The 15,666-nt window shown below is 35.8% G+C and carries 14 protein-coding genes and 1 other RNA gene; 12 read left to right on the top strand and 3 right to left on the bottom strand.

From position 1 onward, the window contains the following. Nucleotides 1–86: 86 nt before the first annotated feature. Genes GJV77_RS00460 through GJV77_RS00425 form a run of 8 tightly spaced genes read left to right on the top strand, consistent with a single transcriptional unit; the run spans nt 87 to nt 6,897 of the window. A complete protein-coding gene (locus GJV77_RS00460; RefSeq protein WP_155034388.1) occupies nt 87–1,208 on the top strand; it encodes a hypothetical protein in 1,122 nt (373 codons plus the stop codon). A gap of 6 nt (nt 1,209–1,214) precedes the next feature. After that, the gene (locus GJV77_RS00455) at nt 1,215–2,681 is read left to right on the top strand and encodes a hypothetical protein (RefSeq protein ID WP_155034387.1); all 1,467 of its coding nucleotides are present in this window, start codon (nt 1,215–1,217) and stop codon (nt 2,679–2,681) included. Then, nucleotides 2,678–2,875: a hypothetical protein gene (locus GJV77_RS00450; protein ID WP_155034386.1), complete on the top strand. Its 198-nt coding sequence runs from the start codon at nt 2,678–2,680 to the stop codon at nt 2,873–2,875. Before GJV77_RS00455 ends, GJV77_RS00450 begins: the two co-directional genes overlap by 4 nt. After that, entirely contained in the window at nt 2,863–3,903 is a 1,041-nt protein-coding gene (locus tag GJV77_RS00445; RefSeq protein WP_155034385.1) for a hypothetical protein, read from the top strand. Before GJV77_RS00450 ends, GJV77_RS00445 begins: the two co-directional genes overlap by 13 nt. A 3-nt stretch (nt 3,904–3,906) precedes the next feature. Further along, the gene (locus tag GJV77_RS00440) at nt 3,907–5,376 is read left to right on the top strand and encodes a hypothetical protein (protein WP_155034384.1); all 1,470 of its coding nucleotides are present in this window, start codon (nt 3,907–3,909) and stop codon (nt 5,374–5,376) included. Next, nucleotides 5,376–5,909 (top strand): hypothetical protein, encoded by a 534-nt coding sequence (locus GJV77_RS00435; protein WP_155034383.1) that lies wholly within the window; start codon nt 5,376–5,378, stop codon nt 5,907–5,909. Before GJV77_RS00440 ends, GJV77_RS00435 begins: the two co-directional genes overlap by 1 nt. Beyond that, complete coding sequence (locus tag GJV77_RS00430; protein WP_155034382.1) at nt 5,909–6,448, top strand: glycoside hydrolase family 73 protein; 540 nt, start codon at nt 5,909–5,911, stop codon at nt 6,446–6,448. Before GJV77_RS00435 ends, GJV77_RS00430 begins: the two co-directional genes overlap by 1 nt. Beyond that, nucleotides 6,448–6,897 (top strand): hypothetical protein, encoded by a 450-nt coding sequence (locus tag GJV77_RS00425; RefSeq protein ID WP_155034381.1) that lies wholly within the window; start codon nt 6,448–6,450, stop codon nt 6,895–6,897. The genes GJV77_RS00430 and GJV77_RS00425 overlap by 1 nt, the downstream gene beginning before the upstream one ends. Nucleotides 6,898–6,972: 75 nt before the next feature. On the opposite strand, the gene ssrA is transcribed toward GJV77_RS00425, so the two are convergent. After that, nucleotides 6,973–7,370, bottom strand: a transfer-messenger RNA (tmRNA) gene (gene ssrA / locus GJV77_RS00420). A gap of 236 nt (nt 7,371–7,606) precedes the next feature. Here ssrA and GJV77_RS00415 point away from each other — a divergent pair. Further along, the gene (locus GJV77_RS00415) at nt 7,607–8,812 is read left to right on the top strand and encodes an NAD(P)-dependent oxidoreductase (RefSeq protein ID WP_155034380.1); all 1,206 of its coding nucleotides are present in this window, start codon (nt 7,607–7,609) and stop codon (nt 8,810–8,812) included. 60 nt (nt 8,813–8,872) lie between these two features. On the opposite strand, the gene GJV77_RS00410 is transcribed toward GJV77_RS00415, so the two are convergent. Further along, nucleotides 8,873–11,173 carry an FUSC family protein gene (locus tag GJV77_RS00410; protein ID WP_155034379.1) on the bottom strand — a complete coding sequence of 767 codons (2,301 nt, stop codon included), beginning with the start codon at nt 11,171–11,173 and terminating at the stop codon, nt 8,873–8,875. Between the two features lie 145 nt (nt 11,174–11,318). On the opposite strand from GJV77_RS00410, the gene def reads away from it, so the two are divergent. From def to mazG, 3 genes are all read left to right on the top strand, one after another. Further along, a complete protein-coding gene (gene def, locus GJV77_RS00405) occupies nt 11,319–11,906 on the top strand; it encodes a peptide deformylase (RefSeq protein ID WP_155034378.1) in 588 nt (195 codons plus the stop codon). Nucleotides 11,907–11,970: 64 nt separating this feature from the next. Continuing rightward, nucleotides 11,971–12,402, top strand: a complete 432-nt coding sequence (locus GJV77_RS00400) for a DUF5606 family protein (RefSeq protein WP_155034377.1) — start codon at nt 11,971–11,973, stop codon at nt 12,400–12,402. Between the two features lie 97 nt (nt 12,403–12,499). Further along, nucleotides 12,500–13,279: a nucleoside triphosphate pyrophosphohydrolase gene (mazG, locus tag GJV77_RS00395; RefSeq protein WP_155034376.1), complete on the top strand. Its 780-nt coding sequence runs from the start codon at nt 12,500–12,502 to the stop codon at nt 13,277–13,279. Nucleotides 13,280–13,839: 560 nt separating this feature from the next. Here mazG and GJV77_RS00390 read toward each other — a convergent pair. Further along, the gene (locus GJV77_RS00390) at nt 13,840–15,300 is read right to left on the bottom strand and encodes an amino acid permease (RefSeq protein ID WP_205012522.1); all 1,461 of its coding nucleotides are present in this window, start codon (nt 15,298–15,300) and stop codon (nt 13,840–13,842) included. Between the last annotated feature and the right edge of the window lie 366 nt (nt 15,301–15,666).

Here is a 15,666-nt window from a genome sequence, read left to right as displayed (position 1 = left end):
TGTTTTTGTTAGAGTACCAGGAGAGCCATTTGGTCCAATAGTCAAGGATCGGGTTTATTGTGTAAATGATTATTGTGTAGAGGATTATGTCGAATAAGATAGTATATAGAAGAGAGAAGGGAAGTCAACTTACATCAAGTGAAGTAGATGGTAACTTCAAGTATTTAGACGAAAAAATTAATAAGCTATCTGATAGTGATTATTTTATACATGATGCTGGGTATTTTAAGTCAGGTAATAATATAGTTGTTAATGCTGGTTCAGAATGGAAGATTAATGGAGATGTGTTGTCTAATCCTGTTAATTATGAGTTTATGATATCCCCTACTATTTCTAATAAGAGGTTAGATGTTATAGTAGCTACTGACTTAGGAGAATTTAAGGTTATTCAGGGAGTTGAAGGGGATTATTATTCAAAACCTATTTTAGATAATTCGCTGCCTTATCTATTTATATATGTTGATGCTGAGGGTATTAATAACTTAGGATCTGATGCTTTAGGGGATTATGTATCTAAGCTTAGTTATTCCTGGAGAGAGGTGAATATGGATAGGTTATTAAGTGTGTCAGATTCCAATAGAAATATAGATGTAATAGGTGGTAATTCATTTGTTGAAGGAGTTAAGAATGGTTTATTTGGTTTTGAAGTAGACAAGTTAGCTGATGGTTGTGAAGTTTCAATTAGGAATAATCGTAGTGATTACATAACAATAATTCATAACTCTAATGCAGGCATTCCTATCTTCCTATACACTTTAGAAAATTACTACTTAAGGCCATTAGAGGTGATTGTCTTAAAATACATATCTTCAAATAATTGCTTCGTTGTATCAGGTGCTCTAGATATAAGATTATCAGCTGATAATGTTGATGATATTATTGGCTATGATTCAAATAATATGTTTATAGATTCTGCTAAGGGATTCCTATTAACTGCTGATGATCTGAACACAACTCTAACTCCTACTATTCAGAGGTATTGGAAGGATATAACTTATAAAGCTGTTGCGTGGCAATGGTTCCGCACCTCAGGAACTACACAAGAAGATCAAGACAGCGACGCAATTTGGTCAATCGATAAAAAGCAACGCATTCTAAATCTAACAGCCGAAGACTTCACAAATAACATTTACGAGCGTTCAATAACGTTCACTTGTCAAGCAATCGTAGAGGGGGAAATTATCACACAAACTTTAAAATTCAACTAGCAGAAAATGATACAAAAGCAAAGCATACGTATAGAATATAAGCCTTTAAGTACGTCAGATAGTGCAACAACATTATCGGGAAATCAACGTCAAACTTATGATGTTAATACGGGTTATTTCCACCCTGATAGACGATTAGACCCACTGACTTTATTAGTAACGTGCGAAGTTTTAGACCCACATAACTTAGTATCGGGAGTTGTTAATTCAGCTCTTACCGACGTTATGTGGAAAATAAATGGAGATGTTATTTCTTCTACAAATGCTCAATTCAAAATTGGGCAAAACGAAGAAAAAGGAAAGCTAACAATCTATAAAAATATAAGCGATAGTGACGATACAACAATCGAATTTGAAGCTAAATACATGGAACCTAAGAGCAAGCGTGTAGCTAAGTTTCAAAGGTCGTTTAGCTTAATAACAGTGACAGAAGCAGTAGCACAAGCAGAGTTAAAGCTAACAGCTCCAATCGGCTCTGTGCAATTTCCTTTTGTTAATCAAAAAGGATTAGTGTTGCAAGCAGATTTAATGCGTTCTGCGAAAAAAGTACCTGCGGCTTATTATTGGAAAAGGGACGGTGTTGAGTTAGATGAGAAAACAGATAGGCTTGTTGTTACAGATGCAAGTAAGGCAGGTAATGTTTTTCAAGTTGAAGTAGCTGATTGTACAGAGAAATTCAATGAGTTAGTTTCAGAAAAAGTAGAAGCTGATGCAGAGGTTGTTGAGTGGAGAGGGTTGTTGAGTGGAGAGGGGGAGAATTTGATTATTAGGAAATCAGAATTAAAAAACTATTGGGTAGATTCATATGGATATATTGTTGTCAGTACAGGACACGCTACAACTGATTATATCGAAGTATTACCCGGTAGTAAGTATTGGTTTACTAAAATAACCAATACAGAAGATAGTTATTTTAGATGGGCTTGGTATGATAAGGATAAAAATTATTTAGGTAGGAAACCTAACCCCGAGGATATATTTTCTTATATAGTTCCATCTTATGTAAAATATTTAAGAATATCATATCCTATGCAGTCGAGTCCGAAATTTGAAAAGGGAGATACTGCTACAAACTGGTCACCATCAAAACTAGACCTTCAAGAATTAATCACTCAAAAAACAGCTTACTACGCAGAACAAACAAGCCTACCACAAGGCTACCGACCTAGTATAAAACCCGACACACTTTACAAATCAGAAAAACTTTTAAAGAAGAGCTACGGTGATTATGATGTAGAAATACACTATCCCGAAGTCGTTAATCCCGATACAGATTTTGTACAATTCGAAGCTGTTTTCAATAACAATAAAGGTGTTATTGAAAATGCAAGTGATTTTTTCACGATTGGTTGGTGGAAAAAAGCAGACGGTACATACGAGTATAAAGGATTAAAAATAAAAGTTCCATTTTCGAAAATCGAAGCATTTATAGCAAGCGGTAAGGGTGTTGAATATGAAATAATTGAATTATGATATACGTAAAATTGAGTATAGATAAAGCTAAGGAATTAGGCTTAATAGAAGATAACCACCCTTATCCGACAAATGGAGAGGAAGTGATTTTAAAAAAAGATTTATTAACGCTTGCTAATGTAAGTGTTACAGAAGAGATGACAGAATTAACAACAGCACAAGCACTTAAAATATTAGACACATGGCAAATTTAGTAAGAGGTTCAATCACATTATCGGTTGTAAAAAAAGCAGATAGCATGACAATGCGATTAATTGCTCCTAAGCCTTTAGTTGCGAAGTTTCAAAATGATAATATTTTCGATAGTTGGAAAGAAGCTGACAACAATAGAGAGGTGTATGTTCAGTGTTTGTCGGCTCAGAGTTCATTTCCGTTGTCGGGAGGTGTTATGAGTAATAAGGTGTGGAAATGGAATGGTCAAGAGATAACATCGGAAGATACAAGATTCGAAGTTTTTGAGCATACGATTGGCTCGGTTAAAGTTCCTGCTTTACGAATTAAGGACGATATCATGGTAGGCGTAAATACTACCGCATTTATTGAATTTTCAGCTAAGGTAAGTAGCGGTGGATTTACGTACGATATGCACGCTAATATAGAAGTAAATAGGGAAAATGTAAGTCCTAACACCTATAGAGCATATATTTTAGACCAAGCGAATCGAGGTGCTGTTATCACACAAGACCATCAAGAGGTTACACTAGTTGCTGTGCTTGAAAAAGGCGGTGTAGAAGTAACAAGCGGATTATCCTACCAATGGAGTAAGGTAACACTGGACGAAACGCTAGATTTGAAAAATGATACAATTGCTGATTTTAGATATACAATTCCGGGAGCGACTCAGAAAACTTACAAGGTGACTAAGGACCAAGTTGATACAACAGCTACTTTCGTTTGTACGATTAAGGAAAACAATGTTGTTGTTGCACAGACTCTAATGGAGGTAAGGGACGAAACAGATCCTTATGATATTGTGTATGAAACGAATATCCCTTACGATTCAATCGATGAGGGACAGACGCTTATTGTAACTCCGCGTGTTGTAATAATGGGGACAAATACAAGTGCAGGTGGCTCGTGGACATTTAAGTATCAAAAGGCTCGTCAAAATGGTGAATTGATAGGTAATTCCGCAACGGGTGCTAAATATAATATTTCGTACGCCGATGTATTTGCAGAGGGAGGAAATATCAAGTTGCACATGGAAGCTAATACACAATAAGATATGTCAGTAAAAAGAACAATTCCTATATCGGTTAAGGAAAAGGTAAAATACGTACGAATATTAGCTACGGGAAATCAATTTCAAGGCTCTAGTCCTGCGAGTATAACCTTGCAGGCAAAGCCTTATGGTTTTACTCCTAAATCTTATGCATGGTATAAAGGGACTAGCACTACAGCTGTTGGAACTAGCTCAAGTTTTAGTATTTCAAATAGCCAGGTAGCTACTGTAGAGGTGTATAAGGTAGTTGTTACTTCTCAAGATAATCAGAAGTACGAAGACACGATCTCAATTAGTAAGGTAAAAGATGGTGGAGATGGGCAACCTGGTAAGCAAGGTCAAATGGTTGTACAGAGAGAATGGACATCTGGAGATGTATACAGGAATAACACAGATGTTATAGATTATATATATCACAGAGCTACTGACACATGGTGGAGATTAAAAGATGGATTAAACAACGTTACTGCTGGTGTTAATCCTTCAAATCAATTTGTAAAACTTACATCTCTAGAGCAATTAGCAGTTAGGATAATTGTTGCTGAGCAAGCTAATTTAGCAGGTTTTATTTTCAAGGATCAAAAGCTTGTTAGTCAGGAGCCCAGCCTGTCTAATCCTAACCTAATTTTAGATGGAATACTCGGCAAGATTATAGCTAAGGATGCTGAGATATCAGGTAGAATTGAGGCGTTATTTGGCTCAATTGGAGGCTTTAGAATTGAAAATAATAACATTGTATCAAATGACCGTAAGTTAGAAATAAGCAGCCAAGATGGTCTTAAATTTCGCGACAATGAATTGCGAGATAGAATAACAATCGGTGTAGATAATACGGGTGTCCCTTCTATAAAATTTTTTGACGAGCAAGGTAACGAAACTTGGAGTGCTGGAACAAGTGGTATTATTTATACTAACTACATAGCAGAGAGCTATACTACCACTATATACACTAAGGCATCTGATGGAAGTACATTTACTGAAACAATGGCTAGGGTGTATTTAGATGTTCTTTTCAAAGAGCAAATAAGTTATTGGAGCAGTACAGGTAATGAAGGTTTTGAGGGAGAATATTGGACAGTTGTAGGAGCTAGTCCTGAGACAGTAACTTATTTATATAGTTACCACTCAGGTAAGAATCCTGAATCTGAGCATAATAAACAATACGAAGGATATTACTATAAGTCTAATAATAAATTAGGGAGTAAAGTAGATAATGGTTGGTATATAACTACTGGTTCGTTTGAAAGAGGTTATGGTAGAAGATTAGGTTTCTCAATGCCAGGTCAGCCCCCAGTATATGAAACAACTAGTCCTACTTTTACAAGAACATTCCATGCGGTAAGAATAGTAAATGGAAAGGTTACACATAAATCTTCATTTACAGCTCAAGTAAATCTAACTACTCCAGGACCAGGACAAAAGAGTTCGGTGCCTTATAGTCAAGTAATAATCGGTCAAACAACAACAGCGTAATGAAACAATTGATTTTAAAATACTTCGCAAAATTGGTTCTGATTACAGAGCCATTCGTAAAGATATCAGATAGATTAGATTATTATATAGCAGTAGTAATTCGTCTTGCTCCAATAGCTATGTTGCTAGATTTAATATCCTGGTGGTTTAGCGAAAATAAGCAATTCGGGCAATTTATGTGTATGGCTATATTTATCAACATGATAGTTGGCGCTATATTTCATTTTAAGAATAATAGCTTCAGTTGGCCCGCATTTTTTAAGCGTAATATGTTCATGGCAGGATCGGTCAGCGTGGTGTATGTAATGCTAGAAATGTTGCGATATACAGCTGGTGATAATCTAGCAGGTGAGATATTTAAAATTACTATTCAAATAACAACCTTGCTCTATCCAACGAGTAAGGTTATGAAAAACATCTATATAATGACAAATGGAAAATATCCACCCGAATTTATAATGAAGAAACTCTATGACTTTGAAAAGAATGGAGATTTAAAAGCATTTTTTGAAACTAAAAATAAAGAGGAATAATGGCTTATTACGATTACAATTTACTAGAAGCGTTAGAAGCAGATAATGCGACTACATACATACAAGATAGATGGGCAGATGCTAAGACTGTAGAGGATATCTACGGTATGGATTTTAGAATTTTACTAACCGTGTCTGCCGTTGAAACTGGTTGGGGGAAGCACGTTAAGCATAATAATTACTTCGGAATTAAGTATGCTAAGAATATGAAAAATAAACTTATCACAACAACGGAGTATTTGTCGCATCGAAATTATAAATTCCCTGAAATAATTTCTATAACTCCAGTTACACGTAAGGGCAAACCGATGTTTAAATATATCGTTAAAGACTACTTCAGCGTATACCCAACGCCGTTCGATAGTTTTAAAGGGTATTATCAGTTCTTAGAAGATAATCCACGTTACAAGACAGCTCTTGAGTTTAAGCACGATCCGCGTAGGTTCTTTGAGGAAGTCGCTAAAGCTGGTTACGCAACCGCTCCGAATTACGCTGATATTTTAAAACAAGTATTTAATTCAGTAAATAGACGATTATAATGAAATTGCTATTCTATATATTAATATTGACCTTCCTTAGCTGCGGTGCCAGGAAGGTTAATTTAGAAACTAAAACTTCTAAGCAAAAAGTTAATAACGAGGTTGTAGATAAGACAAAAGTAAAGGAGTTGGTTTTAAATAAAGACTCGTTTAGCAATTTGATTTACGAATTAGACTTGAGGGCAGACTCGATAATTCAAAAAGGAAGTGATGTAATTATGTACAACCCTTCTGTTAAATCAAAAAGAGAAATTGACAAGGTTGAAAAAGAAGAAATAAAAAACAAAGTTATCGATAATGATGTAGAAGTTAAGCAAAATGAAACTACTGAAATAGCTGAAAAAGATAAGGTTGTCGATAGGAAGCAATTCAATTGGCTGTGGGTAATACTTCCTGTTTCGGTAATAGGATTGCTTGCATTTAAGTATCGAAAGTATTTTAGTTTTTAAAACTATACAAAAACTATACAAAAAAATAGTTTAAAAAAAATAACCACTTGAAAATCAAGTGGTTATTTTTGTTTTCTGTGGAGTCGCCGAGAATCGAACTCGGGTCCAAACAAGCAATCAGAAAGCTTTCTACACGTTTAGTTTCTTTTTAAATTTTCGACTAAGAGCTTGGCAAAAAACAACCACTCTTAGCTTAACCTCTAAAATTTCGAAGTATCTTAGAGATATCAATACTTCTAGGTCTATTTTACGGTTCCCCTAAACAAAGCGCCACAAACCAAGGCTCTTAAGGAGAATTCAGCTCTTCCACCTGGTGGAAACTAAAGGCAATCTTACTATAATTCAGATTATGCAGCTAAAGCGTAGTTTTCTTCGCCGTTTAAAAAAGTCGTTACATGATATTTACGAGCTACATAACAACGCTCGACGTGCTTACTAACTAATTCCACTCGCTGTCAATACCGATCGACCCCATTGTGTACTATAACTAGCTTCTGCTGTTAAGAACGGACTGCAAATATAAGAAGTTTTTGAATTTTCGCAAGGGCTTTTTCTTTTTATATCACTGATTAAATTGGCTTAGCTGACTATGAGTTGTTTATTTGCTTATTTGTGAAAAATAAGTAGTATTTATTATAAAAAATCAACTAGAACTAAAATAAATTCTATATTTGGTAAACCAAGCAAAAAAACTAATCAATTTTACATTATGAAAATCGGAATTATTAAGGAGCGGAAATCCCCTCCAGATAGGCGTGTTGTCCTTTGTCCGAAGACTGCTTCTAAAGCTTTAAGTGCTTTTAATCAGTTGAGTATAAAGATAGAGCCTTCTGATATTAGGGTTTTTCCAGATGAAGATTATACTAAGGAAGGGCTTGAACTTTCCTCGGATTTGACTGATTGTAATTTACTCATCGGAGTAAAGGAAGTTCCTGTAGATTCACTTATACCCAATAAAACTTACATCTTCTTTTCGCATACTATAAAAAAACAAGTACATAATCGCAAGATACTACAGGCTTGCATTGAAAAGAACATTACATTAATGGATCACGAAACATTAGTCGATCAAAACAATAAGCGAATCATTGGCTTTGGTCGTTATGCTGGAATTGTTGGAGCGTATAATACTTTACGCGCTTTTGGACTCAAGTATGAACTATTTTCTCTTGCTAAAGCAGAGACTCTACAGCACAAAGAGGATTTAGTCTATCGCTTGAAAAAACAATTCTTTCCTCCAATTAAAATTGTCGTTACCGGAACAGGTAAGGTTGCCAAGGGTATCATGGAGATACTTGACGGTATGAAGATGAAGAAGGTCTCTGCAGAGCATTTCCTGACTCAGAAGTATGATCGTCCAGTTTATACCCAAATTGGCGTGACGGACTACTACAAGCGTATTGATGGTAGTGAAGCTGTAAAAGAAGATGTTTATCAGCATCCAGAGTTGTTTGAGAGTGATTTTGAAAAGTATAGTCGCGTTGCTGATATCTTGATCACTGGACATTTTTTTGAGAAAGGTGCACCTAAGATCTTAACAAAAGAGATGCTTAATTCTCCTAAGAATCAGCTTAAAGTTATTGGTGATGTATCTTGTGACGTTGATCAAGGCCCAATTGCTTCTACATTAAGAGCATCTACAGTCGCTGAACCTTTCTATGGTTATCATCCTGGCAAAGGGGAGGAAGTAGAGTATGATCACCCTGCTGCTATCACAGTGATGGCTATTGATAATCTACCTTGTGAATTACCAAAAGATGCAAGCGAAGGTTTTGGAGAGTTATTTATTGAGCAAGTTTTACCTGCTTTCTTCAATGGAGATAAAGATAAGATACTTCAGAAATCAACAATTGTCAAAGACGGTAAGCTCACAGACCGATTCGGCCACTTACAGGACTTTGTGGACAATCAATAATTAAATAAAAAGCGCTAATTTCTAACTGTAGAATTAGCGCTTTTCTTATCTTCTTAAGGGTTAGCTTAGCTTACTTCCCTTTTTATTAAATATTGCTTTGGGTATTGTCAAGTGTAGTTTCTTTGCTTTTTGTAACTCATTTCTCTTTTCCGCAATATCTCTACTCAATTTGACAATCTTTTCTGACAATTGGGATAACCACATGAGTTGCTCGATTACTAACACTGATTCTTCCATCAGGTTTTTGATCTTTTCGTCATCGGTGTACTTCTTTTTTAACTCGTATTCACGCAAGTCCTTCAAATACTGCAAACTGACATTATACTCCTCTATAACTATACCGGTGTCTGGTTTTTCAGTTACTATCGTTTTGTTTTGCTCCAATAGTTTTACAGCGATGCTCAGATTTTTTATAATATAATCAATGACTACATTAAAGGCTTTAGATGCTTTGGTGGTATGTTTGTGCTGTACATAGATACCTATAGAAGCAGTAGTAGATAAGAACGTATGGTTCAATACAGCCAACTCATAGATCTCAGCCCTAAGCGTTTGTTTGGATTTAGGCTCTTGGATCATTCGTTGAAACGAAGCCATCAAGTTACCGATCTCAATAAAAGCATATTTTCTTGCCAGTTTATATGGTAGAGTCACTTCTCCTTTTTCATTGTAGAGTAGGGAGATTTCTTTTACATATTCTTTATTAGCTTTAACAGATTTAGACAAATGAGTGTTGACATTCAAAAACTCCCATGAAGGCCATAGCAAATAGTTAGCAGCAAAGGCTAAGGCTGCACCTATTACAGTATCGACAATTCTAAAGACTAGCAAGTCCATAAAGTCAGGAGTCAGTATGGCATAAATCAATATAACATACATCGTAATAAAGGTAACTCCTACTTTGTAATCTGTATGTGAAAACCAATAGCCAATAATCATGGTTATAACGGTCAGGTAGGCTAATATACTGATATTAGAAACAAAGGTTAGTAACCCTAAGGCTAATAAACCTCCGATCACTGTCCCAATCACACGCTCAAAGGCACGCTGCTTGGTCAGTCCAAAACCTGGTCGCATAATCACGACAATAGTCAGTAATATCCAGTAAGCATTTAAAAGCGAAAAGGCTTTTCCGATTAAGAACCCGATTAAGATAGTCAGGGTCAATCGAGTGGCATGTCTAAATATTGTTGAAGTAAAGTTTAAGTTTTCTCTTAAAGTCTCCCAACGGTAATGTACAGGAGTTAAGAACTTTTCGAGGTCTTTGAATTTTTCTTTTACATCTGCTGTGAAGGCCTTTTCAATTAAGCTTTTTTCCAATGCATATACTTTGGATATCTGACTTTGCGCATAGTGTAGTACATTGGTAAACAATACAATTGCTTCTACCTTGTCTGCTGAAGTCTCCTCAGAGGCAAAGTCGCTTAGTTTAGCTTGTATGCCATGTAATTGGGCTGTTAGATCATATTTTGATTCATATTTTAACCCCATGTTAAGCGCTTCACTAAGTTCTTCTATCGTCTTAGAGAAGTTGATTGCTAAAACTTGATAGTCAGCAATAATATCTGGTCGATCTTTGAAGTATTCTTTGATTTTTTGGTGGTCAAATGATGTAGAAGCAGCAATTTCTAGTATTTCTACTAAAGTAGAGAAAGCGACTAATAGTCGACGGTTGTTTGAGGAGTTACCCGAATTAGCTTTGTTTCGGATTAGAAACTCGCGCAAATTTTCATGGACTTCATTTAGACTTACTTGAATAGTCAAGAGTTCCTCTACAATTTTCTCACTATCTGCCTTGTCGCTCCACAGTTTGGCGCGATATCTAAGATATTTGGCCGTCAGAGTCATACATTCAGAAGTCTGTAAAACTCCGTATCTACGAGGTCTGGCGAAATAGAAGATAATGGCAACTAATAAGTATAACAACCCTCCCAATAGGAGCATTAAACAGTGCATTAATAAATCTTTTCCCGAATAGGTATGTGCTAGTCCTAAACTGGCTGCTAATAGTCCTGTAAATGACAACATATTCGCTCGGTGTCCATAGACAGAGATCATACTAAGCGAGAATAGGATAAAGACAAAAATAGGGTAGAAATACCAGTGTCCATCTGCTAACGACAGGGTAAGGGTAACCGCTGGCACAGTAAAGGCTCCGACGATCAATCCAACACATTTGTCTTTTAGGTTACTCGGAATATCTACAGGTGCAGTCAGCATGGCCCCAAGTGCAGCTGCGAAGGCCCAGTTAAACTGCTCATAAGGCATTAATACTAAAAAGGGTACAACGGCTGATATGGTAATCTTTAAGGATTCTGAAAAGTGGGAATTATCAGTATATTTTCTTGCTTTAGTTAACATGTGGTTATTTTTCTTTTTCAATGCTCAACGCTAGGTTTTACGTAAGCAAGATAAAACAAATTAAATACCAAAAATAATTTAGAAGATTATTTATTCGTTTATTTTTCCTTAATTTTGCCACTCAAATTTTTTAGAAATAGATATTATGATATTATCAATAGTAGGGTATGGTGATCCTGTTTTAAGAAAAGTAGGTGATAATATTACTCAAGATTACGCTGGGTTACAAGAGTTGATTCAAAATATGTATGAGACTATGTATTCAGCTAGTGGAGTAGGATTAGCAGCTCCTCAAGTAGGTTTACCCATACGTTTATTTGTTATTGATGCAGCACCTTTTGCTGAATTAGAAGGCAATACAGAAGAAGAAGCAGCGTTTTTAAGAACATTGAAGAAGACGTTTATCAATGCTAAAATATTGAAAGAAGAAGGTGAAGAGTGGAGCTTTAATGAAGGGTGTTTAAGTATTCCTGATATTCATGAAGGAGTAAAAAGAAAAGAAAGAATTACAATCGAGTATTATGATGAAAACTTTGTGCGTCATGAAGAGGTATTCGATGGATTAGCCGCTAGAGTGATTCAACACGAGTACGATCATATTGAGGGTGTGTTGTTTACGGATAAAATATCTTCTTTGAAGAAGAAGTTAATTTCAAAAAAACTAACAAATATTTTAGAAGGTAAAATATTTACGGATTATAAAATGAGATTTGCTCAAAAAAAAGGAAGATAAATAAATTGGAATTTAATTAGTATTTAAGATATTTGTGCATCTTAATGTGAAAATTTAGAAAAAAATGAGTTTAGAAAAAGTATTAGCTATTTCGGGAAAGCCAGGGTTATATGAGTTATTAGTGCAAACTCGCACAGGATTTATCGCTGAGTCAATAGCAGATGGAAAGAAAAGCACGGTAGGATTAAGAAATAACGTTAGTTTATTGTCAGAAATATCTATCTATACATACAATGATGAAATCAAATTATTTGACGTATTCAAAAGTATTGCAACAAAAGAAAATAATGGAGAAGCTATTTCTCACAAGTCAGCTAACCCTGAGTTAGTAGCTTACTTTAGAGAAGTATTGCCTGAGTTTGATGAGGAGAGAGTATATGCTTCTGATATCAAGAAAGTATTAAACTGGTATAACATTTTACAAAAAAGAGGTCTTATCGCTGAGTCTTTTTCTGCAGCTGAAACTACAGAAGAAGTAAAAGAAGAGGCTAAATAGTTAAACGTTATCGATAGTTACAATATTTAAGCTCGTAGAATCCTTTCTACGAGCTTTTATTTTATACCTTCGTATCACAAAAAAACAAGACAACACTATGCATACAAGAGAAGAGCAGTTGACTGCCATTGACCGATTACTGACCATCATGGATGAGCTTAGAGTGAAATGTCCATGGGACGCTAAGCAGACCTTTGAGTCCTTGAGAAACCTGACGGTGGAAGAAGTGTATGAATTGGCAGATAGCATTGATCAGCAAGACAATGAGGAGCTAAAGAAAGAGTTAGGCGATGTGTTGATGCATATAGTATTCTATGCTAAGATCGGCAGCGAACAAAGTCTGTTTGATATCAAGACTATTGCTGATGCTGTTTCGGACAAGTTGATTTATCGACATCCGCATATTTACGGAGATGTTCAGGTCGAAGATGAAGAAGAGGTGAAAGCAAATTGGGAGAAACTAAAGCTAAAAGAAGGTAATAAATCAGTCTTAGGCGGAGTGCCAAAAGGTCTTCCAGCTCTGATCAAGGCGTATCGCATTCAAGATAAAGCAAGTGGAGTAGGGTTTGATTGGGATAATAAAGAAGATGTTTGGGCAAAATTTAAGGAAGAAATCGAGGAATTCAAAGTCGAAGAGGTAAAGGATGATAAAGAATTAATGGAGGAGGAATTCGGAGATATGTTGTTTTCATTAATTAATTATGCTCGTTTTGTCAAACTAGATCCTGAAAAAGCACTGGCTCGTGCAAATAATAAATTTATTAATCGTTTTCAAGGAGTCGAACAGATGGCAGTACAAGCTGGTAAAAGTATAGCAGATCTATCTGTAGAGGAGATGAACGAATATTGGGATAAGGTAAAGCTAGCAAGTAAATAATAAACGGATAGCGATTAAAAATAGAGAGTAGCACAATTGTTGTTGCTCTTTTTTTTGATGTATCATTGAGGTTATTTATTCAGGCAATACGTGCAGTATTCTTGACCTTTTCTTGCCAAGGAGTGCCTTCTGGGCTAGTATACCTCAGGAATACTGCACGTATTCCGCACCGTTGGCAACAAATAAAAGGTATATGTTGTAAAAATAGAGCCTTGTACAATGACTAAAGCGGTAATTCTCAATACTGTGTTTGTTAAGAAAATAGTCCCCGTCTAGATTAGTAAATCAAGTTGTGAGAGTTAGTGGGCTAAGGAAGATTAGTTATACCTCTCAATTTTCTCATCGAGCAATTTTTGATAAAGAGTATCTATTTTGTTTTGTTTACTTTGCCGATGCAGTTGTAAATATAAGTTTTTTTGGAGAATGTTTTGGATATAGTGATTAGTTCTTTTTACACGTCTCTAGTTTTAAAATAGGGAGTTAAGCTTCAATAAATGCAATGTCATCATAAAAAGGTAAAAAAAAACCAGCTTTTGCAAAAAAGCTGGTACTCTATGTTTTTATTTTTTAGATAGATCGACCTCATTTAGAGGGACAATACTGGTTTTGTATTTCAATTTGTGATAGAAGTAAAAAAACAAGAAGAAAGGAATTCCCATATAGGTTATGATCACCCCCTCTAGGTCAAACACCCCTTCAAAGATCAATTTAGAATCTTGTCCGATGATCACCAATACGCATAAGATCACAGCTAAGATAGGACCGAAAGGAAACCATTTAGCCTTATAAACTAGGTCATTGATATCTTTGCCCTGTTTGACGTAGGCACGTCTAAATCGGTAGTGACTTAGTGCAATACCAAGCCAGGCGATAAATCCAGTCAAACCAGAAGCTGCTAATACATAGTCTACCGCTTTTTCAAAGTTGGCTTGTATGACAAAGATAACCATGACAACCAAGGCAGTTGCCAGTAAAGCTAGTACTGGAACCCCGTGTTTGTTCGTTTTTTGAAAGTTTTTATGGGCCATACCGTCTTTCCCCATGGCGTACAGCATACGGGTAGAGGCGTACATTCCTGAGTTTCCAGCTGATAAAATAGAGGTTAAAATAACGGCATTCATCAAGGCAGCAGCGAAGGTCCAATGTGCTTTTTCGAATACAAGTGTAAAAGGAGATTTGGCAATTTCACTAACGTCAGCTCCCAATAGCTGTGGGCTAGTATATGGGATGATTAACCCAATCACGAAAATCGCTAGAATATAAAAGATTAGGATACGCCAGAAAACTTGTTTGATTGCTTTGGGTATGTTCTTTTCAGGGTCTTCAGATTCCCCAGCGGTTATACCAATTAACTCAGTTCCTTGAAAAGAAAATCCAGCAATAAGAAAAACTCCTAAAATGCTCAAAAATCTACCAGAGAAGTCTCCACCTAAAAGAGGGGCATCATCTAGGTTAAAGTTTTTAAAACCAATGTATTCGCCGCCCATAATACCAAAGATAGTCAATAGTCCGACAGCAAGAAATACGATAACGGTCACTACTTTAATAAAAGAGAACCAATATTCAGATTCGCCATAAGCCTTGACAGACAGCATATTAAGTAATACAATAATACTAAAAAAGATAAGGCTCCAGCCCCAAGTAGGGATGATGGTCATCGGCTCCCAATAGGAGATCACAATAGCAGCTATGGATACGTCAACTGCCACCGTAATTACCCAGTTGAACCAGTAATTCCAACCCAAGGCAAAGCCTAGAGAAGGATCCACATAGCGAGAGGCATAGGTTGAAAAAGAGCCCGATACGGGTAGGTAAGTGGCCATTTCTCCTAGTGAAGTCATTAGGAAGTAAACCATTAACCCAATGGCAGCATAAGCGATTAGAGCCCCACCTGGTCCTGCAGATCGAATAGCTTCTCCACTGGCCATGAATAGCCCTGTACCGATACATCCTCCAATAGCAATCATGGAAAGGTGTCTGGCTTTTAAACCTCTTTTTACTGTATTGTCATTTGTGTTCATTACATTTTTTTTAGGTAGGCAAATGTAAGTTATATTTTACATATAAATTAATAAATACCATAAAAACATATGTTTTTTATTACAAAATAAAGATTTAGGCATTTAGTTTTAGTTAAAATTCGGTATTTTGAATATTATAAGCAAAATACTTTCATTTAGAATAGAGATAACCAAATAACCTTCTGTCTTTCGATTGATAAACAGAATAATGTTTGCTTAGACTGAAATAGAGGAAAAAACAATATAGATGTACGATAGGGTATGATACTAGCGATGTAAAGTAGTGCAGTATAATAGGAGAGTCGTTTAGGATGGTAGAAAAACCCTTAAGCCTAATCTGAGTCGAACACTGTACAAAGTGCTTGA

The organism is Myroides pelagicus (genome assembly GCF_009711055.1).
In the GTDB taxonomy this organism is placed as follows: domain Bacteria; phylum Bacteroidota; class Bacteroidia; order Flavobacteriales; family Flavobacteriaceae; genus Flavobacterium; species Flavobacterium pelagicum.
The sequence above is the reverse complement of the archived record's forward strand: the minus strand, read 5'-3'. Positions and strand labels throughout refer to the sequence as shown.

Coding starts and splice junctions, on each gene's coding strand:
- GJV77_RS00460 (WP_155034388.1), top strand. CDS start 87: ATGTCGAATAAGATAGTATATAGAAGAGAGAAGGGAAGTCAACTTACA.
- GJV77_RS00455 (WP_155034387.1), top strand. CDS start 1,215: ATGATACAAAAGCAAAGCATACGTATAGAATATAAGCCTTTAAGTACG.
- GJV77_RS00450 (WP_155034386.1), top strand. CDS start 2,678: ATGATATACGTAAAATTGAGTATAGATAAAGCTAAGGAATTAGGCTTA.
- GJV77_RS00445 (WP_155034385.1), top strand. CDS start 2,863: ATGGCAAATTTAGTAAGAGGTTCAATCACATTATCGGTTGTAAAAAAA.
- GJV77_RS00440 (WP_155034384.1), top strand. CDS start 3,907: ATGTCAGTAAAAAGAACAATTCCTATATCGGTTAAGGAAAAGGTAAAA.
- GJV77_RS00435 (WP_155034383.1), top strand. CDS start 5,376: ATGAAACAATTGATTTTAAAATACTTCGCAAAATTGGTTCTGATTACA.
- GJV77_RS00430 (WP_155034382.1), top strand. CDS start 5,909: ATGGCTTATTACGATTACAATTTACTAGAAGCGTTAGAAGCAGATAAT.
- GJV77_RS00425 (WP_155034381.1), top strand. CDS start 6,448: ATGAAATTGCTATTCTATATATTAATATTGACCTTCCTTAGCTGCGGT.
- GJV77_RS00415 (WP_155034380.1), top strand. CDS start 7,607: ATGAAAATCGGAATTATTAAGGAGCGGAAATCCCCTCCAGATAGGCGT.
- GJV77_RS00410 (WP_155034379.1), bottom strand. CDS start 11,173: ATGTTAACTAAAGCAAGAAAATATACTGATAATTCCCACTTTTCAGAA.
- def (WP_155034378.1), top strand. CDS start 11,319: ATGATATTATCAATAGTAGGGTATGGTGATCCTGTTTTAAGAAAAGTA.
- GJV77_RS00400 (WP_155034377.1), top strand. CDS start 11,971: ATGAGTTTAGAAAAAGTATTAGCTATTTCGGGAAAGCCAGGGTTATAT.
- mazG (WP_155034376.1), top strand. CDS start 12,500: ATGCATACAAGAGAAGAGCAGTTGACTGCCATTGACCGATTACTGACC.
- GJV77_RS00390 (WP_205012522.1), bottom strand. CDS start 15,300: ATGAACACAAATGACAATACAGTAAAAAGAGGTTTAAAAGCCAGACAC.